The organism is Streptomyces coelicoflavus (assembly GCF_045041415.1).
GTDB classification, from domain to species: Bacteria; Actinomycetota; Actinomycetes; order Streptomycetales; family Streptomycetaceae; genus Streptomyces; species Streptomyces coelicoflavus.
On the sequence record NZ_CP108218.1, the window covers coordinates 4,492,501 to 4,513,884 of the forward strand.

Here is a 21,384-nt window from a genome sequence, read left to right on the forward strand (position 1 = left end):
TGAGAGACACCCAAGTAGCACGGGGCCCGAGAAATCCCGTGTGAATCTGGCGGGACCACCCGCTAAGCCTAAATATTCCCTGGTGACCGATAGCGGATAGTACCGTGAGGGAATGGTGAAAAGTACCGCGGGAGCGGAGTGAAATAGTACCTGAAACCGTGTGCCTACAAGCCGTGGGAGCGTCGGGATGGAGCTTGCTCCATCCTCGTGACTGCGTGCCTTTTGAAGAATGAGCCTGCGAGTTTGCGGTGTGTTGCGAGGTTAACCCGGGTGGGGAAGCCGTAGCGAAAGCGAGTCCGAACAGGGCGATTTTAGTAGCACGCTCAAGACCCGAAGCGGAGTGATCTAGCCATGGGCAGGTTGAAGCGGCTGTAAGAGGTCGTGGAGGACCGAACCCACCAGGGTTGAAAACCTGGGGGATGACCTGTGGTTAGGGGTGAAAGGCCAATCAAACTCCGTGATAGCTGGTTCTCCCCGAAATGCATTTAGGTGCAGCGTCGTGTGTTTCTTGCCGGAGGTAGAGCACTGGATAGGCGATGGGCCCTACCGGGTTACTGACCTTAGCCAAACTCCGAATGCCGGTAAGTGAGAGCGCGGCAGTGAGACTGTGGGGGATAAGCTCCATGGTCGAGAGGGAAACAGCCCAGAGCATCGACTAAGGCCCCTAAGCGTACGCTAAGTGGGAAAGGATGTGGAGTCGCACAGACAACCAGGAGGTTGGCTTAGAAGCAGCCACCCTTGAAAGAGTGCGTAATAGCTCACTGGTCTAGTGATTCCGCGCCGACAATGTAGCGGGGCTCAAGCGTACCGCCGAAGTCGTGTCATTGCAGCAATACGGCCAACGCCGGCTGTGATGGGTAGGGGAGCGTCGTGTGCCGGGTGAAGCAGCCGCGGAAGCGAGTTGTGGACGGTTCACGAGTGAGAATGCAGGCATGAGTAGCGATACAAACGTGAGAAACGTTTGCGCCGATTGACTAAGGGTTCCTGGGTCAAGCTGATCTGCCCAGGGTAAGTCGGGACCTAAGGCGAGGCCGACAGGCGTAGTCGATGGATAACCGGTTGATATTCCGGTACCCGCTGTGAAGCGTCAAACATCGAACCAGGCGATGCTAAGTCCGTGAAGCCGCCCTGATCTCTTCGGAGTTGAGGGGAGTGGTGGAGCCGACGAACCAGACTTGCAGTAGGTGAGTGATGGGGTGACGCAGGAAGGTAGTCCATCCCGGGCGGTGGTTGTCCCGGGGTAAGGGTGTAGGCCGTGCGGTAGGTAAATCCGTCGCACATAAGGCTGAGACCTGATGCCGAGCCGATTGTGGTGAAGTGGATGATCCTATGCTGTCGAGAAAAGCCTCTAGCGAGTTTCATGGCGGCCCGTACCCTAAACCGACTCAGGTGGTCAGGTAGAGAATACCGAGGCGTTCGGGTGAACTATGGTTAAGGAACTCGGCAAAATGCCCCCGTAACTTCGGGAGAAGGGGGGCCACACCCGGTGACGAGTCTTGCACTCCGAGCTGGGGGTGGCCGCAGAGACCAGCGAGAAGCGACTGTTTACTAAAAACACAGGTCCGTGCGAAGCCGTAAGGCGATGTATACGGACTGACGCCTGCCCGGTGCTGGAACGTTAAGGGGACCGGTTAGTCACATTTCGGTGTGGCGAAGCTGAGAACTTAAGCGCCAGTAAACGGCGGTGGTAACTATAACCATCCTAAGGTAGCGAAATTCCTTGTCGGGTAAGTTCCGACCTGCACGAATGGCGTAACGACTTCTCGACTGTCTCAACCATAGGCCCGGTGAAATTGCACTACGAGTAAAGATGCTCGTTTCGCGCAGCAGGACGGAAAGACCCCGGGACCTTTACTACAGTTTGATATTGGTGTTCGGTTCGGCTTGTGTAGGATAGCTGGGAGACTTTGAAACTCGCACGCCAGTGTGGGTGGAGTCGTCGTTGAAATACCAGTCTGGTCGTGCTGGATGTCTAACCTGGGTCCGTGATCCGGATCAGGGACAGTGTCTGATGGGTAGTTTAACTGGGGCGGTTGCCTCCTAAAGAGTAACGGAGGCGCCCAAAGGTTCCCTCAGCCTGGTTGGCAATCAGGTGTTGAGTGTAAGTGCACAAGGGAGCTTGACTGTGAGACCGACGGGTCGAGCAGGGACGAAAGTCGGGACTAGTGATCCGGCGGTGGCTTGTGGAAGCGCCGTCGCTCAACGGATAAAAGGTACCCCGGGGATAACAGGCTGATCTTCCCCAAGAGTCCATATCGACGGGATGGTTTGGCACCTCGATGTCGGCTCGTCGCATCCTGGGGCTGGAGTCGGTCCCAAGGGTTGGGCTGTTCGCCCATTAAAGCGGTACGCGAGCTGGGTTTAGAACGTCGTGAGACAGTTCGGTCCCTATCCGCTGTGCGCGTAGGAGTCTTGAGAAGGGCTGTCCCTAGTACGAGAGGACCGGGACGGACGAACCTCTGGTGTGCCAGTTGTTCTGCCAAGGGCATGGCTGGTTGGCTACGTTCGGGAGGGATAACCGCTGAAAGCATCTAAGCGGGAAGCCTGCTTCGAGATGAGGACTCCCACCCCCTTGAGGGGTTAAGGCTCCCAGTAGACGACTGGGTTGATAGGCCGGATCTGGAAGCACCGTGAGGTGTGGAGGTGACCGGTACTAATAGGCCGAGGGCTTGTCCTCAGTTGCTCGCGTCCACTGTGTTGGTTCTGAAACCACGAACAACCCCACGTCCACAGCATGGTGCGGTTGAGTGTTTCATAGTGTTTCGGTGGTCATAGCGTAGGGGAAACGCCCGGTTACATTTCGAACCCGGAAGCTAAGCCTTACAGCGCCGATGGTACTGCAGGGGGGACCCTGTGGGAGAGTAGGACGCCGCCGAACAATTATTGCGAGGAGACCCCGCACCGGGAACGGTGCGGGGTTTTCTGCGTTTACCCTCCTCGTTTGCCTCTCCCCGTTTACCCCTGCTTGTCTAGCCGACCAGTTTCGTCTCATAGGCCAGGATGACCGCCTGGACGCGGTCCCTCGAGCCCGTCTTGGCCAGGATGCGGCCCACATGGGTTTTGACCGTCGACTCGGCCAGGTGGAGGCGTTGCGCTATCTCCGTGTTGGTCCAGCCCTGGCCCATGACCCGCAGGATCTCGGTCTCGCGTTCGGTGAGCGGAGCCAGGCGGGGATCGGCGGAGTCGGGCGAACCGTCCGGCTCCGCGGTGGCCGGCAGGTGGTGGACGTACGCGTCGAGCAGGCGGCGGGTCAGGCTCGGGGCGACCACCGCGTCGCCCGTGGCCACCGCACGGATGCCGGAGAGGAGTTCCTCCGGTTGGGCGTCCTTGACGAGGAAGCCGGAGGCGCCGGCGCGCAGCCCGGAGTAGGCGTACTCGTCGAGGTCGAAGGTCGTGAGGATGAGGACGCGGGAGCGGCCGCCGTCGGCGACGATGCGGCGGGTCGCCTCGATGCCGTCCAGGCCGGGCATGCGGACGTCCATGAGGACGACGTCGGGGTGGAGTTCGGCCGTCATCCGGGTGGCTTCGGCGCCGTCGGTCGCCTCGCCCACGACCGTCATGTCGTCCTGGCTCTCCAGAAGCATGCGGAAGCCGAAGCGCTGGAGGGGCTGGTCGTCGGCTATGAGGACGGTGGTCACTGCGGGGATTCCTCCGGTAGGTGCAGGTGGACGCGCCAGCCCCGCTCGGGTGCGGGGCGTGGACCGGCCTCAAGTGTGCCCCCGTACAGGGACGTTCGCTCGCGCATCCCCGGCAGACCGCGGCCGCCGGGCACGGCGGGCGTCTGGGGCGGGGTCGCCCGGCCCGTGTCGGTGACGGTGAGGGTGGCGGCGCCGTCCGCCCCGTAGGAGAGGTCGATGTGGGCGGTCGCGTCGGGGCCGGCGTGCTTGAGGGTGTTGGTGAGCGCTTCCTGGATGACGCGGTAGAGGGTGAGCTGGCGGCCCTCGGGGAGGGCGGGCTCGCCCTTGACGGTCTTGTGGACGGGCAGGCCGGCCCGGCGGACGCCGTCGAGGAGACGGTCGAGGTCGGTGAGGGCCGGCTGCGGGGCCAGTTCGGCTGCCGCGCCGTCCTGGGCGTCGTCGCGCAGGACGTCCAGGAGGCGGCGGAGTTCGCCCAGGGCCTGTCGGCTGGTGGTGCCGATGGCGTCGAGGGCCTGGGCGGCCCGGTCGGGGGACTTGGCGGCGGCATACCGGCCGCCGTCGGCGAGACCGGTGATGACGGAGAGGTTGTGACCGATGATGTCGTGCATCTCCCTGGCTATGCGGGCGCGTTCGGCGGCGGCGGCGAGCCGTACCTGCTGGTCGCGTTCGGTTTCCAGGCGGCGGGCACGGTCCTCGAGGACCTCGGTGTGGTCGCGGCGGGTGCGGACCGTGATGCCGATGAGCGCCGCCACCGCGACGGACATCAGTTGGGCCCCGATCTGCTGCTCCCAGGTGGGCTGGTCGCCGTAACGGATGGCCGAGACGGCAACCGGGGTGAGTACGAGGAGGGCGGCCCAGGAGAGGGTGCGCAGGGACAGGCGCAGGGCGATGTGGAAGACGACGAGCAGCTGGAGCATGGCGGCCTGGAGGATGGCGCCGCTCCAGGCGTTGAGGAGGGCGACCGGGGTCATGGTGAGCAGCACCGCCGCCGGGTGGGAGCGGCGCCACAGGAGCGGGACCGTGAAGCCCAGGCTCAGGGCGAGCAGCAGCCCGCTGGGCACGTCCAGGTTGTGGGCGACGTAGCGCCGGCCGCCGTTGAGGTAGGCGCTGAGGTCGATGAGGGCGGCCGTCAGCCAGAACCCGGTCAGGTGCAGGTCCCACACGAGTGGACGGCGCCGGTCGAAGCCTCGGACTCGCCGGGTGAAGCGCTGGATGTACTCGGTGAGGGGTTCGGCGACTCGGTCCTCCGGCGCGGGCCGGGCGGCGTCCACGTGGTCCATCCGACCATGGTCGGGGATACGGGGCCGGGAGGCGTCGTCCCGGCGGCCGTATATGAGGTGAGAGGCGTAGTACCCGGGTATTACGGTGGCCGGCATGACTGCCTCGGTCCCCGGTGACTACGTGATCCGCCCCATACGCGCCGACGAGTGGCCCGCGGTGAAGGAGTTGCGGCTGCGCGCGCTGCGGGATCCGGTCGCGGATCTGGCGTATCTGGAGACGTACGAGGACGCGGTGGCGCGGACCGACGCCTACTGGCAGGAGCGGGCGGCCTGGGGTGCCGAGGGGGCGGCCGGGGCGCGGCAGATCGTGGCCGAGGGGCCCGGTGGGCTGTGGCTCGGCACACTGACGGTGCTGGTGGAGGAGGCCGGGGCGACGGACTGGGCCGGGTTCCCGGTCGAACGGCGGCAGGGACATGTCGTCGGGGTCTTCGTGCGGGCCGAGTGGCGGGGGACCGGGCTGACCAAGGCGCTGTTCGACGCCGGTGCCGAGTGGGCGTGGTCGAACGGCCTGGAGCGGATGCGGCTCATCGTGCATCCGGACAACGGGCGGGCGCAGGGCGCGTACCGCAGGGCCGGGTTCGCGCCGAGCGGGCGGACGGTGCCGCTGGAGGGCGGGCCCGGGGACCACGAGTTGGAGTACGTCCTCGAGCGCTGACGGCGGCGCCTTTCGGCGCCGCTACACCGGCAGTTCGTCGTGGGGCCAGCGGGCCCGGCCCTGTTCGCGGGAGCGGAGGAGGGCCAGGGTCGGCATGCCCAGGTCCGTGCCGCCGGCCAGCAGCTCCGGGAGCTGGGGGAGCGGGGCCACGGCGGCGACGTCGTCCAGGACGAGCGTCATTGGTGGGTCGAGGCGACCGGAGGATGACCGTTCGGCCATGCGCCGGCCGCGCTCGACCACGCTGGAGACGAGCGCCGTCAGCAGCGGCATCGCGCCCGCGCTCGTGCGGGGGTCCTCGATCGATTCCCCCACCACGTAAAGGGTTCCCTGTTCGTGGACGAAGGAATCCAAGGCGAGGGCATCACTTCGGTGGGGAGTGCAGGCCTCACGGACATTGACCGTGGAGAGGGCGGCCAGGGCCCGGGCGGTCAGCTGCTGTGCCATGTCCCGGCGTTCGGGATGCGCGGTGAGGGACCCCTCGAGTTCGCCGGCGGAACCGGGGGCGGCCTTGGGATGGGTGCGCAGGACGCGGACGGCGTCCTGCACCTGGAGGCCCTGGGACCAGCGGTGGACGTGGCGGACGGTACGGCCGTCGATGGCGGCGGCGTGCAGGTAGCTGCGCAGCAGCAGTTCGGCCGTGTCGGCCACCGCCTGGTCGAGGCGGGCGGTGGGGCGGACCGGTGCGAGGAGGGCGGCGGCTCTGGCGGTGGCCGTCTGTTTGTCCTCGCAGCCCGCGGTGGGGGACCAGTGGAAGCGGGCGGGGGTGTCGCAGAGGTGGTTCGGGTCGTAGAGGTGGGTGGGGCCGAGTTTGGCGCGGGCGTCCTTGGTCTCCGACCAGAGGGCGGGGTTGGAGGTGACGACGAGGGCGGCACCTTCTGCGTCTCGCAGGGTTTGGACGGCCGTTGAGTGGCGGCTTTCCCTGGGGCCGTAGTGCAACGCGCCTTCGGCGCGGGTTGTTTCCCACCCGCCCACCCGTTCGCCCTTGAGTAGAGAGGCCGAGGGGTGGTCGGTCTCCTGGGCCGGAGTGTCGCTGGTCAAGGGGGCCTGCTGCGGCGCCCTCGGGGTGGGTACCTCGTGCACTGGTACGTCCTGGGCCTGGGTCTCCTGGACCGGTGTCTCCGGCGCTACCGGTGCTGGTGCCGGTGTCGGCTCCTCGCGCCGGCGTTGTCGTACCGCGCGCCACCGTGCCACCGTGCCCATCACGAACACCGCGAGCACCACCAGCACCATCAGCTGCCCGATGAACAGCCCCCAGAAGAGCCCGTACCCGGAGAGTGCCGTCTCGGGGGTGTCCGGCCAGGCGCCGGGGATGTCGTGGGGCTCGGAGATCAGGTGGCGCATGGCCTGCGGGGTGCCGGTGAAGCCGACACCGTCGGGCCAGGAGCCGTGGGCGAACAGGCCGGACAGGCCGGTCGCCGTCCACACCAGCAGGGTCATGCCGAGGAGGAAGGCCAGTACGCCGATCAGCAGGCCGTCGGGGATGCCGCCCTGGGCCGGCCGCTGATCTCGGCGGTCGTCCGGTCTCATGCGTCCGGTGCCTCTCCTCGTCCCGCTGTCCCACTGTCCCGCAGTGCTGCTGGTCTGCTGCCTATTGGCCCACTGGCCCTACGCCACCGTCGATTCCGAGGAGTCGCCGATGTGCTGCTCCATGAACGCCGCCGCCCGCTCCTCCGCCTCCAGCTCCGCGGCACGCAGGGCGTCGTCGGTCAGGTGGTCGGTGGAGGACTCGGTCATCGCGCGGTCGGTGAAGACCAGGGGGCGTTCGGTCTCGGTGATCAGGTGTTTGACCACCTGGACGTTGCCGTTGACGTCCCAGACCGCGATGCCGGGGGTGAGGGAGGGGATGATCTCCACCGCCCAGCGGGGCAGGCCGAGGACGCGTCCGGTGGCCCGTGCCTCGTCGGCCTTCTGGGCGTAGATGGTGCGTGTGGACGCCATCTTGAGGATGGCCGCGGCCTCTCTGGCCGCCGCCCCGTCGACGACGTCGGACAGGTGGTGCACCACCGCCACGAACGACAGACCCAGCCGGCGCCCGAACTTCAGCAGCCGCTGGAACAGCTGTGCCACGAAGGGGCTGTTGATGATGTGCCAGGCCTCCTCGACCAGGAAGATGCGCTTCTTCCGGTCGGGGCGGATCCAGGTGTGCTCCAGCCAGACGCCCACGATGGCCATGAGGATGGGCATCGCGATGGAGTTGCGGTCGATGTGGGACAGGTCGAAGACGATGAGGGGCGCGTCGAGGTCGATGCCGACGGTCGTCGGGCCGTCGAACATGCCGCGCAGGTCGCCGTCGACGAGCCGGTCGAGAACGAGCGCCACGTCCAGGCCCCAGGCCCGTACGTCGTCTATGGCGACGTTCATCGCCTCGGCGGACTCCGGCTCGGGGTGGCGGAGCCGCTCGACGATGTCGGTGAGGACCGGCTGGCGTTCGACGATGGTCTCGTTGACGTAGGCGTGCGCGACCTTGAGGGCGAAGCCGGAGCGCTCGTCCAGGCCGTGGCCCATCGCGACCTCGATGATCGTCCGGAGCAGCGCCAGCTGGCCGGTGGTCGTGATCGCCGGGTCGAGGGGATTGAGGCGGATGCCGTGGTCCAGGGCGGCCATCGGGTCGAGGCGGATGGGGGTTATGCCCAGCTCCTCGGCGATGAGGTTCCACTCGCCGACACCGTCCTCGCCCTGGGCGTCCAGGACGACGACCTGGCGGTCGCGGAAGCGGAGCTGGCGCAGGACGTACGTCTTCTCGAGCGCCGACTTGCCGTTCCCCGACTCCCCGAGCACCAGCCAGTGCGGGGCGGGGAGTTGCTGGCCGTAGAGCTGGAAGGGGTCGTAGATGTAGCCCTTGCCGGAGTAGACCTCGCGGCCGATGATCACGCCGGAGTCGCCGAGGCCGGGGGCGGCCGTCGGCAGGTAGACGGCCTGGGCCTGGCCGGTGGACGTGCGGACGGGGAGGCGGGTCGTCTCCACCTTCCCGAAGAGGAAGGACGTGAAGGCGTCGGTGAGGACGGTCAGCGGGTCCCGCATCAGGCTCAGCCCCTACCTTCGGATGCCGGTGGCGAACGGAAGAGTGTTCACGAAGGCGCGATGGTGCTCTCGGTCGCACCACTCCAGTTTCAGGTACGACTTCCCGGCCGACGCCCTTATCGTCCGCTTGTCGCGGGCCAGGGCCTCGGGGGTGCGGGAGGAGACGGTGATGTAGCCGACCAGGTTCACGCCGGCCGCGCCGCTGGCGAGGTCCTCGCCGCGCTGGTCGAGTCGGCCGTGGGCGGCGATGTCGCGGGGGTCCACGGTCCGGTTCATCTTGGCGGCGCGGGACGCCTCGGCGTCGTCGTTCGTCTTCTCGGTCAGCATCCGCTCGATGGCGACCTCGGTCGGTTCGAGGTCCATCGTGACGGCGACCGTGCGGATCACGTCCGGGGTGTGGACGAGGAGGGGCGCGAGGAAGTTGACGCCCACCGGGGTCATCGGCCACTCCTTGATCCAGGCGGTGGCGTGGCACCAGGGGGCGCGGGTGGCGGACTCGCGGGTCTTGGCCTGGAGGTAGGTGGGCTCCATGGCGTCCAGCTCGGCCGGCCAGGCGTTGCGCTTGGTCATCGCCTGGATGTGGTCGATCGGGTGGTCCGGGTCGTACATGGCGTGGACGAGGGAGGCGAGCCGGCCCTGGCCCAGCGGCTGGCGGACGCGGATGTCGGCTTCCTGGAGGCGGGAGCAGATGTCGGTCAGCTCGCGCGCCATGACGACCGCGAGCCCGGCGTCCCGGTCCAGCTTGCGTCCGGTGTGCGGGCGGGCGGCGCGGGCCATGGTGTGCGCTTCGGCGGCCAGCTCGCGGTTGTAGTGCATGCAGGCGATCAGGTACGCGCGGTGCTGCTCGCTGCTGGTGGACACCATCGACTGGAGCTGGTCGTACGACTGCCGCAGCCACGGCGGTGACTTGTCGTCGCCGCGCTGGCTGACGTCCTTGGCGTGCGCGTCCGGGTCGGCCGGGAGGGTGCGGGCGAGCATCTGGATGCGGGTGACGAAGCCGTCGCCGTTGGCCACGTGCTTGAGCAGGGTGCCGAAGCGGTCGACGAGGGCTTCCTGGTCCTCGGAGTCGCGCAGGCCGACGCCGGGCCCCTCGATCTCGATGGCGGCCGTCACGGTCTTGCGGTCGGCGTGCAGCAGTACGGCGATCTCGTCCGGCCCGAAGGGCGCCGCCAGCCAGGAGATGCGGCCGATGCCGGGCGGCGGGCCGACCTCGACCTCCCGGCCGTCGAGCCGGGTACCGGCCTCGATGGCGCCGGAACGGTAGGTGGTGCCCCTGCGGAGGGTGCGCTTGTAGCTGCGGTTGATCTCGAACCACCGGTAGAACGTGCGGTGGTTGTACGGCACGTAGACCGCCGCCAGCGCGAGCATCGGGAAGCCGCACAGCAGCACGATGCGCAGGGTCAGGACGGGGACGAGGAGCCCGCACATCATGCCGAGGAACGCGCCCGCGACGATCAGCGCGATCTCACCGGTCTCGCGGTTGCGGCCGACGATCGCGTTCGGCCGGGCGCGGCCGATCAGATACGTACGGCGGGGCGTGACCGTATGGGACATGTGGGACTCGGTCGTCAACGCCCGTCACCTCCTGTGTTCTGGCTGTTGCGAGTGTTGCGAGTGTTGCGGTTGTTGCTTGCGTGCGGTGTGTTCACCGGGCTGCCGGAGCGCGGTGCGGGTGCGGCGGAGGGGACATTTCCGCCGCCGTTCGAGGGGCGCGAGCTGTGCGCGGCGACTCCGCCGGAAGCGGGGTTCGAGGGGCGGGCGGCCGCGGAGGACGAGGACTGTCCGCCGTCACCGCCGCCGCGGCCGCTGTGGGTTCTGATGCCCTGCGCGACCAGGTTCGCCGGGGAGCTGATCACTGCGGCTGCCTTGCCCTCGGCGCCCTGCATGATGCGGTTGTTGCGGCCGTTGGCGATCTCGTCGCCGAAGCCGGGGACGAAGCGGTAGATCATCGCGGAGGCGAAGATCGCGAGCAGGATGATGGCGAGGCCGGACACGATCGCGGCGACGGAGTCGGGGCCCTCTTCCGTGGTCAGTGCGCCGGCGAGGCCGAGCACGATGACGATCACGGGCTTCACCATGATCACGGCGATCATGATGCCCGCCCAGCGGCGGACGTGGCCCCAGAGGTTCTTGTCGACCAGGCCGGCGTAGACGACGACGCCGAGCAGGGCGCCGACGTAGAGCAGGACGGCGCGCAGGTACAGCTCCAGGTAGAGGACGCCGGCCGCGATGATCGACACGAACGACACCAGGATCAGCATGATCGGGCCGCCGCCGATGTCGTTGCCCTGCTTCAGCGCCTGACTGAACGTGCCGAAGAAGGTGTCGGTCTGGTCGCCGGTCCCCTTGGCCAGGACGTCGGTGACGGCGTCGGTGGCCGACACGATCGTGTACAGGATCAACGGCGTGAAGGCCGACGCCAGCACGGTGAGCCAGAGGAACCCGACGGCCTCGGAGAGCGCGGTGGTGAGGGGGACGCCGCGCACGGCACGCTTGGCCACCGCCAGCAGCCAGAGGACCAGGGTGAGGATCGTCGACGCGGCGAAGACGATGCCGTACTGCTTGAGGAACGTGCCGTTGGTGAAGTCGACGTCGGCGGTGTTCTGCACGGCCTTGCTGAGCGTGTCGACGGTCCAGGCGGCGGCGTCGGCACAGCCCTTGGCGAGGGAGGAGAGGGGGTCGAGCGTGTCGGGGAGGGTGTCGGAGGTCCCGGGGCTGCGCTGGGCCGCGCCTTCGCCTCGTTCGCAGTACTTCTTGGCCGGGCCCGCGATGAGCGAGCAGGGGTCGTCCTTCGTCGGCGTCGGACTGGGCTCGGCGAAGGCGCGGGTCGAGAACAGGAGGGCGGCTGCCTGAGCAGCGGCCACCAAGGCGGTGACTTTGAGCGCGCGGTGCTGGCTACCGGGCATAGGTAAAGCCTCCGAACTCCTGGACCGCCTTGCTCATTTCGTCGGCACCAGAAACAGGGTTGTCCCCGGGTACCGGGGTCGGCCCGTTCTTCTGGCTGGTCTCTGTGATCTTCCAGTCGCTGCCGTCCCAGCTCAGTTTCATCGTCACCGTGAACCAGCTGTTCGTCACCGGATTGGTCGTCTTCTCTCCGGTGAGCCCGAAGAGCCCGTTGCACCAGACATCGACAGTGGCGGCGCTGTTGCTGAATGCCGCCACCTTGGTGCCTGCCGGCAGTGTCCGGTTGACGAAGGTGACACCCGAAGGAGCCTTGCCGTTCTTGTCGAGACCGATCTTCTTGAGGAAGGCTTCCGAGTAGTCGGCGTCGAAACCTGACTGGAGGCGATCTGCCCAGCCGGGATCGGCGATGGCCTGCACGATCTCGTGCCGTCTGGCCTTGTCGAACATCCCGTCAGAGCCCAACGCCACCGCGTAGTTCGCCGCCGCGCTCTGCGCCCCCTGCTCGTCGTGGGCGAAGCCCGACTGGACCGGGCGCGTGCCCGTGGGTGCCGTCGCCGATGTCTTCGGCTTGTCGCCGTCGCCGCCCTCCGCGGATGCGGAACCGTCTCCTCCGCGGTTCGCGAAGGCGATCGCCGCGATGAGCAGGACGACGACGCCGACCACGGTGACCAGGCTCCGGGAGGAGGAGTGGCCGCCGCGTCGGGGGCCGCCGTCCTCCTCCGGGAGCCGGAGCCGCGTCCCGCCGGTGCCGCCGTAATCGCCGGACGAGTGGTGATCGTCTCCGAGACTCATGCCGCGTACGCCCCCTCGACGTCGGGTCGGCCGTGTACGTACGACGGTAGCCGTGCTGGGTCCCGCTCGGGCGCGGTGTTATGACTCGACATCAGGGAAACGCAACCTCAGCCGGTTGGCACGACGGGCGGGTGGGATGGAGGGGGAAGGACGGATGGGTGCCGGGTTATACGGCCATCCCGTACACGATGGTGAAGAGCGTGCCGAGTGAGCCGATGATGAACACGCCCGTCAGCCCCGCGATGATCAGGCCCTTGCCCTGCTCCGCGCTGAAGGTGTCCCGGAGTGCGGTGGCACCGATGCGCTGCTTGGCGGCGCCCCAGATGGCGATGCCGAGGCAGAGCAGAATGGCGACGGCCATGACGACCTGGACCATCGTCTTCGCCTCGGTCCCCAGCGCACCGAAGGGGCCCCAGTCCGGAGCGATCCCCCCGATGATGGTGTTGATGTCTCCCTCGTCGGCCGCAAAGAGCATGTAAGTCACCGCCCCTGTTGGGTAGTTCCGCGCCCTCTGCGGACGTGCAGAGGTCAAGCCTCATTGTCGCCGACGATGACGCCGTCGCATGTCGCGTTGGCGTCATTGTTTGGCGGGTTTCGTGCGAACAGTCTGTCACCGTCCGGCGCTGGCTGGTCAGTCGGCGCCGGACGGCTCCTGGTGGTCGTATCGTCACTCTGTGTATCACGGCGGGGCATGGCTGGCAACGATGTGTAAGCGAAACCTGGGACGCGGTTCGGTCGTTAGGCCCTGATTGGGTGTCAGTGATCTTTACGCGGCCGGGGCCGCCAGGCGGAAGCCCATGCCGATCGCCGCGAGGTCCGGCTCGTAGGCGCCGTGCCGGCGGGCGCACCGGGCCAGGTCCCGGTCGTGACGGAAGGCGCCACCCCGGGTGATGTGCCGGTCGAAGGCCCAGTCCTCGGTCTTCGGCACCTCCGCGGGGGCGCCGGGGTAGGGGGCGTAGAGGGTCGAGGTCCACTCGTCGGCGTTGCCCGCCATGTCCAGTACGCCGAAGGGGCTGGCGCCGTCGGGGAACGAGCCGACCGGTGTCGTCGTGCCGATCCCGAGGTCCACCAGGTTGGCCAGACCGGTGCGGTACTCCTCGCCCCACGGGAACTCGCGGCCGTCGTCGCCCCGTGCCGCGCGCTCCCACTCGTCCTCCGTGGGCAGTCGCACGTCCAGGCCGCCGAGCCGCTGCCCGATCCACCGGCAGTAGTCCGTCGCCGCCTCCCAGGTGACCCCGATGACCGGGTGGTCCGCCGGTGACGGCCGGGGTGTCGGCCGGTCGGTGGCCGCCGCGAAGCGTGCCCACTGGCCGGCCGTGACCGGAGTACGGGCGATCCGGAACGCGGGGACGTGGAGCTCCGCGCGCGGGGCCTCCTTCAGGTACCACTCCAGCGGCACCCCGGTGTCGGCATAGCGGTGGGCCACCGCCTCCACCTCGTCGACCGGGGTGCCCCGACGCAGCACCCCGACCGGTACGTCGACCCAGTCCACCTGCTCCACTTGCTCCACCCGCATGGCCCCTCCTCGGCTCGAACGAACGAGGCACATGATTTCCCCGAAGGCAGGGGTCGTGCCTCGGTCTGCGGCCCCATCCCGGGAGCGACCTTGGGACCAGGGCCTCACGCAGAGCCGGTGGGGTCGCTGCCTTCGGTCAGATGGGCTGCCGTGAGGCCCGAAGGGGGCCCGGATGGAGGGGCAGTGGGGTCAACGCTCCCTGGCGCACAGTTCCCACGTGTGGCCCGCGGGGCCCATGAAGGTGACGGTCCGGTAGCGCTGGGCCTTCACGTCCCGGGCGTCGGCCTGGTGGGAGTAGAAGCCCTCGCAGCCGCTGCTCGTCCCGTCGCCCCACGATTCCCCGGAAGCCGTCCGGTAGTCGACCTGGTAGCTCGTGGCGCCGGACCAGCAGGGGACCCGGACCCACTCGTCCTCGTCCGTCTCGTGCACACAGTCGCCCACCTGGGCGGAGGACACGCGTCCGCTGAAGCCGGAGCTGATCCAGTCGGCGAACGCGCTGTTTGTCGCGTACAGAATGGTCAGAGCCGCGCCGATGGCGAGGACCCAGCCGAACACGCCTGCCGCCAGTAGGCCCACGGATTTCTTGGACGTGTCCTCCGCAGGCCGTTCCTGGCTGCCGAGCAGTACGTTCCTGCCCTGGTCGCGGGCGGTGATGCGTTCGGTGGCGCCGGCCTTGAGGTGGAGCACGCAGGGGGCGCTCTTGTGTCCGTCGCTCTTCACCGCGACCTTGCGGACACCTGGGGTGAGCGCGTAGGTGCCCGTCGCTCCGGGCGCGACGGTATAGCGGTACACATTGTCGAAGATGATGCCGAGCCAGCCGCCCGTTCGGTTGTCGATGTGCAGGGTGGCTTGCGAGGGGGTGCTGTCGTTCGTCGTCCGGTCGGGGTCTTTCGGTTTCCCCTTCTTCCGCTCCGGGGCCTCGAGGAGCTTCAGGGCCTTGGAGACGGAGGGGCGGTCGGCCGGGTTCTTCGCCAGGAGGGCCGTGATGAGGGGCTCGAGGGTGCCTGCCCGGCGCATGGGGGGAGGCTCCTCGTAGGTCACCGCGTGGAGGGAGCCGAGCGGTTCGTCGCGATGGAACGGGTTGGTGCCCTCCACAGCCTCGTACAGCGTCGTGCCCAGGGAGAACAGGTCGCTCGCGGGGCCCGATTCCTTGCCCTGGGCGCGCTCGGGCGAGAGATAGGGGAGAGAGCCGATGACCAGGCCGGTCCGGGTCAGCCGGGTCTCGGTGCCGTTGATGGCGATGCCGAAGTCGGTGAGCAGGATCTGGTGGTCGTCGGTGAGCATCACATTGGCGGGTTTGACGTCACGGTGGATGATGCCCTGCTCGTGGGCGGCGCCGAGTGCGCGGAGGAGGGCCTTGGCGAGCCCGGCGGTGTCGGCGACGGACAGACGCCCGGTTCGGGCCAGGCGATCCTGGAGCGTGCCACCTGACACGAGCTGCATGACGATCCACGGCGTCTGATCGATGACGACCACGTCGTGGACGCTGATGATGTGCGGGTGATCACGGAGCCTGGCGGCGTTGCGGGCCTCGCGTCCGGCGCGGTGCAGGCGGTCGAGGCGCTCGGCCTCGGGCAGGTGCGGCGCGAGCAGGAGCTCCTTGACCGCGACGCCGGTCTGGAGAACCTCGTCCCGGGCCGACCAGACCCGGCCGAATCCCCCGGTCCCGAGGACCCGTTCGAGCCGGTACCGGCCACCCACGAGCATCCCCTGCGTCCCTTGCTCCACAGTGCCCCCTCGTCGCTCCCCTGACGGTCAGTGGAGACGATGTTGTCAGGCCCCGCGGTTTCGTGGAGGTGGAGTGCGGCCGCAAGTGGTGGGATCCGGATGGGCAGGAGGAGGGCTGTCACCGGCTGACTCGCTGCGACATGGCCGGTAAACGTCACTGAACGGTGAGCTCATGGGGGATGGTTGGACCATGCGCAAGATGTGGGTCGGTGCCGGTGTCGCGGTTGCCCTGGGGATGGGCTTCGTGATGCTGCTCGTCGTGGGGGTCTACCTCGTCGCCGGGAACGTGGCCGGCGGGGCGGGCGGCGGGGCCAAGAGGCTTGCCAAGGGGAGCGTGCCCGCGGCGTACCAGCCGATCGTGCAGAAGTGGGGCAATCTCTGTCCCGCCATCAACCCCGCGCTGCTCGCCGCCCAGTTGTACCAGGAGAGCGGGTTCAACCCGAGGGCCCGGAGCGCGGCGGCGGCGCAGGGCATAGCGCAGTTCATCCCCGGGACGTGGGCCACCCACGGCATCGACGGGGACGGGGACGGGGACCGCGACGTGTGGGACCCGGCGGACGCGATTCCCTCGGCGGCGTCGTACGACTGCTCGCTCGCCTCGTACGTGAAGGACGTGCCCGGCGATCCGACCGAGAACATGCTGGCCTCCTACAACGCGGGGGCCTACGCGGTGATCAAGTACCAGGGTGTGCCGCCGTACAAGGAGACGCAGAACTACGTCAGGGTCATCACGACCCTGGAGAAGAGCTTCGCGGCGCCCACCGGCCGGGTCGATCCGTCCGAGCAGGCCGCGGGGGCCATCGCCTACGCGCAGAAGAAGCTCGGGACGCCCTATCTGTGGGGCGGGACCGGAACGGCCGAGCAGGGTGGGCGGTTCGACTGCTCGGGGCTGACCAGGGCGGCGTACGAGAGCGTCGGGATCGAGCTGCCCCGGGTCGCCAACGACCAGTACAACGCGGGGCCGCATCCGGGGCGCGAGGAGCTGCTGCCGGGGGACCTGGTGTTCTTCTCGGACGACCTCACCAACTCGCGGGCCATCCGGCACGTGGGAATCTACGTGGGCGGCGGGTACATGATCGACGCGCCGCGTACGGGAGCGGTGATCCGGTTCGACCCGATCGACACCCCCGACTATTTCGGGGCCACCCGGGTCACCGAGGATGGCGCGAAAGCGCTGCCCACCACGGTGTGAATGGAAGGGTGTGGACCCAGCGTGAAACCCTGCCCTGAGCTGCGGCGACGTGTCTCTCTTCGATAACGTCTGCGTGATCATTCAGTGGAGTGTGGAACGTATCAACAGGGGCCGTGCGTTCCTGTTGACGTGTAGCTGACCACGGGGGTGGCAGAAGAGGCGCGCGGTCGGTGCGCCGGAGGACATGACGAAGGGGCCGCAGCACCATGGCTGGACTCGCCGAATCCGGGTCGAACCCCGACGTCGAGCTGCTCTACGACATCAACGGCCTGGCCAAGGACGCACCGCACTGGTTCGACCGGGTCATGGAGTTCGTCGGTGAGTACGGACTGCTGTTCGCGATCGTGCTGCTGGTGCTGTGCTGCTGGTGGGGCGTGCGGCGGCGGGGCGGTGAGGACGCGGCCTCGAACGTGGCCGCTCTCGTGTGGGCGCCCCTCGCCGCCGGGGTCGCCGTCCTCGTCAACGTGCCGATACGGGGTTTCGTGGAACGGCCCCGGCCCTTCAAGTCCCATGAGGGGCTGGAGGTGCTGGTGGAGGGGAAGAACGACTTCTCCTTCGTGAGCGACCACGCCACGCTCTGCATGGCCCTGGCCGTCGGACTGTTCGTCGCCAACCGGAAGTTCGGGATCGCGGCCATCGTGCTGGCGCTCTTCGGCGGCTTCGCCCGGGTCTACATGGGCGTGCACTATCCGACGGACGTCGTGGGCGGGTTCGCCCTCGGTACGGCGGTGGCGCTGCTGCTGTCGCCGGTCGCCATGGCCCTGTTGACGCCGCTGACCCGGGCCGTCGAGCGCTCGCCGAGGGTGGGGTGGCTGGTCAGCGCGCGAGGACGGTCCGGTGTCGCGGGGCGCGACGCCGTGATTCCCGGGGCGCGCAAGGAGAGTGCGTCCGAGGCGTCGGGGGAGCGGGACCTCGCCGCCTGACGTTCTGGAGTGCTGGCCTTGTGGCCTTGTGGTGTTGTGGTGTTGTGGTGTTCTGACGGTCACAGAGCCTGTGGGTAGGTGAAGACGCGGTCCGGGTCGTACTGGTGCTTCAGACGCGCCAGACGCGGGGCCGCGTCTCCGTAGTAGGCCTTCCGCCAGTCCGTCAGATCCGGGTCCGTGTAGTTCTGGTAGGCGGCGCCCGAGGCGTACGGGCGCATCGCGTCGTAGGCGGAATCCAGCCAGGACCGTGCCGCCGTTCCGCTTGTGCCCGGCCGCCACGAGACGAGGTACTGGGCCAGCGTCCGGGAGCGCCGGTGCACGAACGCGGTGGCCGTGGGGGAAACGCGGTTCACCGCCCCGCCGAGCGCCGTGAACGCGATGCTGCCGGCGCCGCCGTGCACCTGCGGGAGCTGCGCGAGCAGGGCCTTGATGCCGGCCGGCGGGATCGAGCGGTCGTAGAAGTCCGAGCGGGCGGCGTACGTTTCGCGGCCGAGCGAGCCCTCCGGTGAGTGGCCGGGCGCCGAGCCCGGGAGGTGGCAGCGGGCGTCGGTCGAGAAGGACGAGCAGCCCGCGTACATCTCCATCGACTCCTCGTACGTACGGCGCTTGAGGGAGACGTGGCTCGCGGAGGCGCCGATGCGGTCGGCGAGGCGGTCGACGGCGTTCTGGAGTTCGCCGTAGGTGCCGAGGGAGAAGGCGGCGACCGAGACGGTGGGGGTGTGGCCGGGGGCGGCGGCCAGGTGGAGGGAGGACCAGATCTCGTCGGGCTGGTCCGGGCCCCACTCCTGCCAGGCGCGGACGACCGCGGCCGCCCTGCGCCAGGGCCAGGTCAGGTACGCCGATACGGCCCTGGGTGCGGGGTGGGTGCGGAAGTGGAACTCCGTGACGATGCCGAAGTTGCCGTTGCCCGCACCGCGCAGGGCCCAGAAGAGGTCCTTGTGGGTGCCGGTCGCGTCGGCGGTGAGTTCCTTGCCGTCCGCCGTGACGAGCGTGGCCCGGGTGAGGCTGTCGCAGGTCAGGCCGTACGCGCGGGAGACGACGCCGTGGCCGCCGCCGAGGGTGAGGCCGGAGATGCCGACGGTGGGGCAGGAGCCGGCCGGGACGGTGACGCCCTTCGCGGCGAGGGCGCGGTAGACGTCGATCAGCTTGGCGCCGGCGCCCACGACTGCCTCGCCGGCGGAGGCGCGGACGCGGTCGAGGTTCGACACGTCGATGATCAGGCGGCCGTTGCCGGAGGACCAACCCGCGTAGCTGTGGCCGCCGTTGCGGATCGCTACGGGGATGTGGTGGGCGCGGGCGTAGGAGAGGGCGGTGCGGATGTCGTCGGAGTGGGAGGGGTAGGCGACCGCGGTGGGTTCGAGGGTGTCGAAGCGGGTGTTGTAGAGCTGGTGGGCCGGTTTCCAGGTGGGGTCGCCCGGGCGGACCAGGTGACCGTCGAGGGACTCGGCCAGGGCGGTCCAGGTGGCGGGGGGCGGGGTGGCGGCCGGGCTTTTGCCGTTGGTGTGGGTGGCGGTGGTGGTTCTCGTCCCGGTGCCTTTGGTGGTTCCGGTGCCTTTTGAGTCCGTGCCGGGGGTGTGGTCCTTGCCTGTGCAGGCGGATGTGGTTGCCGCGAGGGTTGCGGCTGTGGTGGCCAGGAATGTGCGCCGGTGCATGTCGCCTCCGCGTCCCGTGGGGGGTCTTGGGGGGAGACGGGGGTGTGGGGGGTCGGGGTTCCGTGGGCGTCGGCTGTACAGGTGTACGGCCGGGGGTGCGGGTGCGCTTGGGCTGGGCGGGGGTGGGGGCGCTGCCCGGCGGTGCGGGGTGCCGCTGCGCCCACCCGTGCCGCCCCAGCGGCACGACTGCCCGCAGCCACGCGGCGAGGCGGCTGCCCGCAGCTACGTGGCGAGGCGGCTGCCCGCAGCTAGCGCGTGTGGGACTGGGCGTCTGTGCGGGCCTGGCTTCTGGCTCTTCTTGCTGGGCCTCGCCAGCCGCAGGTGCAGCGGGCCAGGCAGAAGGGGCCTTGTTCGACCGTTGTCGTGAGGTGTTCCGGGGTGTCCCCGGGGGCTTCGAGACCGTCCTGCTGCGCCACGCCCACAACGTTACCGGGGTCGCCTGCCCCTCGTTAAGCGGGACGGCAGGGGGTCCGGAACGGGCGTGACGGCTGGGACAGCAGGTGGCGATGGTCGGGCGGGAGCAGGAGCAGGAGCAGGAGCGGGAGCTGCGGAGTGGGCGGACGGGCGGCCGTCTCGTCCTCGCCGGCGGGATGGTCTGTGTCTGTCTGGCGGGCGCCGGGTGCTCCGGTGCCGGGCAGGGGGGTTCCGTCGAGGGCGCCGGCGGTGGTGATCCCGTCGCCGTGCTGCACCGGGCCGCCGACCGGCTGGTGGCCGCCGGGAGCGCCAAGGCGCGTACCGCGATGCAGATGGCCAGCGGCGGGACGCGGGTGACCATCCGGGGCGAGGGCGTGTACGACTTCGCGGAGCGGCTCGGGCAGCTCAAGGTGCGCCTGCCCCAGGATCCGGCGGGGACGAGCGAGCACCGGCCGATCACGGAGCTGCTCGCCCCGGGGGCCCTGTTCATGAAGAACCGCGGCGCCGGTGTCCCCGACGACAAGTGGGTGCGGGTGGAGACCGAGTCGCTGTCCGACGGGAATCTGGTGACCGGCGGCGCGACGGATCCGTTCGCCGCCGCCGAGGTGCTGCGGGGGACACGGACGGCCACGTTCGTGGGGCGCACGGAGGTCGCCGGTACGGCGGTGCGGCACTACCGGGGGACCGCCGATCTGGCGCGGGCGGCGCGCGGTGCCTCGGAGGGCAACAGGAAGGCGCTGGCGGCGGCCGCCGAGGGGTTCGCCACCGCCGAGGTGCCGTTCGACGCCTACCTCGACGACGAGGGCCGTATCCGCAAGGTCCGGCACCGCTTCAGCTTCTCCAACGGGCAGGGGGACGGCACCGGCACCGTGGACGTCGCCTCGACGACGTTGCTCTACGATTTCGGCGCCGCCGTCCGCGTACGGCTGCCCGAGGACGCGGACATCTACGCCGGCCGGATCGCCGCCGAGCCGGGCGCCGCGGGTGAGCCGGGCGACACGGGCGCCACGAACGACGCGGCGGTGGGCGGCAAGAACTAGCCCTTCCGTGCCATGCGCGGTGCGTAGGCCGCTCCCTACTCTAGGAAGTCGGTGACGGCAGAGACGAGGTGACGCGTGTGGCTCCGGTCGGCGGTACGGCGGTTCAGGACCACGTGGCCCTCGCCGAGATCGAGCTGTGCGGCGAGCTGATCATCGCGGCGTCGGCCGCCCGGGAGCGGCTCAGCATGGAGAGCATCGACGAGGTGCTGCGCGTGGCCGAGGAGCGCTCACGTGCGCAGTAGCCGGCCGATCGCCTTCGTCGCCTCTTCCACCTTGGCGTCGATCTCGGTGCCGCCCTTGAGGGCCGCGTCGGCGACGCAGTGGCGCAGGTGCTCCTCGAGCAGTTGCAGCGCGAAGGACTGGAGGGCCTTGGTGGACGCGGAGACCTGGGTCAGTATGTCGATGCAGTAGACGTCCTCGTCGACCATCCGCTGAAGGCCGCGGATCTGGCCCTCGATACGGCGCAGGCGTTTGAGGTGCTCGCCCTTCTGCTTGTGGTACCCGTGCACCCCGCGGTCGTGGTCGGTCACGGTGTCCGTGCCGTCCGTCTCCACCTGGTCCACCGTCCGGTCCACGGCGGCGGAGGGCGCACCCGCGCCGGCCTCGGTGGTCGTCATCGCGTCCTCCAA

The 21,384-nt window shown here is 68.9% G+C and carries 17 protein-coding genes and 2 rRNA genes (1 of these 19 only partly in view); 7 read left to right on the forward strand and 12 right to left on the reverse strand.

The genetic code is table 11. The features are described 5' to 3' along the window. Positions 1 to 2,677 (forward strand): 23S ribosomal RNA (locus tag OHA99_RS19930); it begins 445 nt to the left of the window's first position. A gap of 84 nt (positions 2,678 to 2,761) precedes the next feature. Next, a 5S ribosomal RNA gene (rrf, locus tag OHA99_RS19935) occupies positions 2,762 to 2,878 on the forward strand. Between the two features lie 91 nt (positions 2,879 to 2,969). Here the strand turns inward: rrf and OHA99_RS19940 are convergent. Next, positions 2,970 to 3,638, reverse strand: coding sequence for a response regulator (locus tag OHA99_RS19940; RefSeq protein WP_405697020.1), 669 nt, complete (start codon positions 3,636 to 3,638; stop codon positions 2,970 to 2,972). Beyond that, complete coding sequence (locus OHA99_RS19945; protein WP_194280017.1) at positions 3,635 to 4,918, reverse strand: sensor histidine kinase; 1,284 nt, start codon at positions 4,916 to 4,918, stop codon at positions 3,635 to 3,637. Before OHA99_RS19945 ends, OHA99_RS19940 begins: the two co-directional genes overlap by 4 nt. Positions 4,919 to 5,012: 94 nt before the next feature. On the opposite strand from OHA99_RS19945, the gene OHA99_RS19950 reads away from it, so the two are divergent. Beyond that, the gene (locus OHA99_RS19950; RefSeq protein ID WP_194280018.1) at positions 5,013 to 5,573 is read left to right on the forward strand and encodes an N-acetyltransferase; all 561 of its coding nucleotides are present in this window, start codon (positions 5,013 to 5,015) and stop codon (positions 5,571 to 5,573) included. 21 nt (positions 5,574 to 5,594) lie between these two features. Here OHA99_RS19950 and OHA99_RS19955 read toward each other — a convergent pair whose 3' ends face one another. The 8 genes from OHA99_RS19955 to OHA99_RS19990 all read right to left on the reverse strand — a co-directional run bounded on the left by OHA99_RS19955 (position 5,595) and on the right by OHA99_RS19990 (position 15,513). Then, entirely contained in the window at positions 5,595 to 7,100 is a 1,506-nt protein-coding gene (locus OHA99_RS19955) for a type VI secretion protein (protein ID WP_153179111.1), read from the reverse strand. Positions 7,101 to 7,178: 78 nt separating this feature from the next. After that, complete coding sequence (locus OHA99_RS19960; RefSeq protein WP_007388842.1) at positions 7,179 to 8,594, reverse strand: ATP-binding protein; 1,416 nt, start codon at positions 8,592 to 8,594, stop codon at positions 7,179 to 7,181. Positions 8,595 to 8,606: 12 nt separating this feature from the next. Next, positions 8,607 to 10,148, reverse strand: coding sequence for an SCO6880 family protein (locus OHA99_RS19965; protein WP_405697024.1), 1,542 nt, complete (start codon positions 10,146 to 10,148; stop codon positions 8,607 to 8,609). A 14-nt stretch (positions 10,149 to 10,162) separates the two neighbouring features. Beyond that, positions 10,163 to 11,500: a hypothetical protein gene (locus OHA99_RS19970; RefSeq protein ID WP_405697027.1), complete on the reverse strand. Its 1,338-nt coding sequence runs from the start codon at positions 11,498 to 11,500 to the stop codon at positions 10,163 to 10,165. After that, positions 11,490 to 12,290 (reverse strand): hypothetical protein, encoded by an 801-nt coding sequence (locus OHA99_RS19975; RefSeq protein WP_381503167.1) that lies wholly within the window; start codon positions 12,288 to 12,290, stop codon positions 11,490 to 11,492. Before OHA99_RS19975 ends, OHA99_RS19970 begins: the two co-directional genes overlap by 11 nt. Before the next feature lie 166 nt (positions 12,291 to 12,456). Further along, positions 12,457 to 12,765: a membrane protein gene (locus tag OHA99_RS19980; protein ID WP_003974839.1), complete on the reverse strand. Its 309-nt coding sequence runs from the start codon at positions 12,763 to 12,765 to the stop codon at positions 12,457 to 12,459. Positions 12,766 to 13,056: 291 nt separating this feature from the next. Continuing rightward, positions 13,057 to 13,806 (reverse strand): formylglycine-generating enzyme family protein, encoded by a 750-nt coding sequence (locus OHA99_RS19985; RefSeq protein WP_405697030.1) that lies wholly within the window; start codon positions 13,804 to 13,806, stop codon positions 13,057 to 13,059. Between the two features lie 189 nt (positions 13,807 to 13,995). Next, positions 13,996 to 15,513 (reverse strand): serine/threonine-protein kinase, encoded by a 1,518-nt coding sequence (locus OHA99_RS19990; protein WP_405697033.1) that lies wholly within the window; start codon positions 15,511 to 15,513, stop codon positions 13,996 to 13,998. 193 nt (positions 15,514 to 15,706) lie between these two features. Between OHA99_RS19990 and OHA99_RS19995 the strand changes: the two genes are divergently transcribed. Together OHA99_RS19995 and OHA99_RS20000 are read left to right on the forward strand one after the other, a co-directional pair. Beyond that, a complete protein-coding gene (locus tag OHA99_RS19995; RefSeq protein ID WP_366473652.1) occupies positions 15,707 to 16,726 on the forward strand; it encodes a bifunctional lytic transglycosylase/C40 family peptidase in 1,020 nt (339 codons plus the stop codon). Positions 16,727 to 16,932: 206 nt separating this feature from the next. Continuing rightward, complete coding sequence (locus tag OHA99_RS20000; RefSeq protein ID WP_153179116.1) at positions 16,933 to 17,649, forward strand: phosphatase PAP2 family protein; 717 nt, start codon at positions 16,933 to 16,935, stop codon at positions 17,647 to 17,649. 59 nt (positions 17,650 to 17,708) lie between these two features. On the opposite strand, the gene OHA99_RS20005 is transcribed toward OHA99_RS20000, so the two are convergent. Continuing rightward, positions 17,709 to 19,301, reverse strand: coding sequence for an FAD-binding oxidoreductase (locus tag OHA99_RS20005; protein ID WP_381498635.1), 1,593 nt, complete (start codon positions 19,299 to 19,301; stop codon positions 17,709 to 17,711). A 506-nt stretch (positions 19,302 to 19,807) separates the two neighbouring features. On the opposite strand from OHA99_RS20005, the gene OHA99_RS20010 reads away from it, so the two are divergent. Further along, positions 19,808 to 20,755 (forward strand): hypothetical protein, encoded by a 948-nt coding sequence (locus tag OHA99_RS20010; protein ID WP_405698983.1) that lies wholly within the window; start codon positions 19,808 to 19,810, stop codon positions 20,753 to 20,755. A 77-nt stretch (positions 20,756 to 20,832) separates the two neighbouring features. Next, entirely contained in the window at positions 20,833 to 20,997 is a 165-nt protein-coding gene (locus tag OHA99_RS20015; protein WP_016326788.1) for a hypothetical protein, read from the forward strand. Here the strand turns inward: OHA99_RS20015 and OHA99_RS20020 are convergent. Further along, positions 20,983 to 21,372, reverse strand: a complete 390-nt coding sequence (locus OHA99_RS20020) for a metal-sensitive transcriptional regulator (protein WP_405697036.1) — start codon at positions 21,370 to 21,372, stop codon at positions 20,983 to 20,985. The genes OHA99_RS20015 and OHA99_RS20020 overlap by 15 nt on opposite strands. Between the last annotated feature and the right edge of the window lie 12 nt (positions 21,373 to 21,384).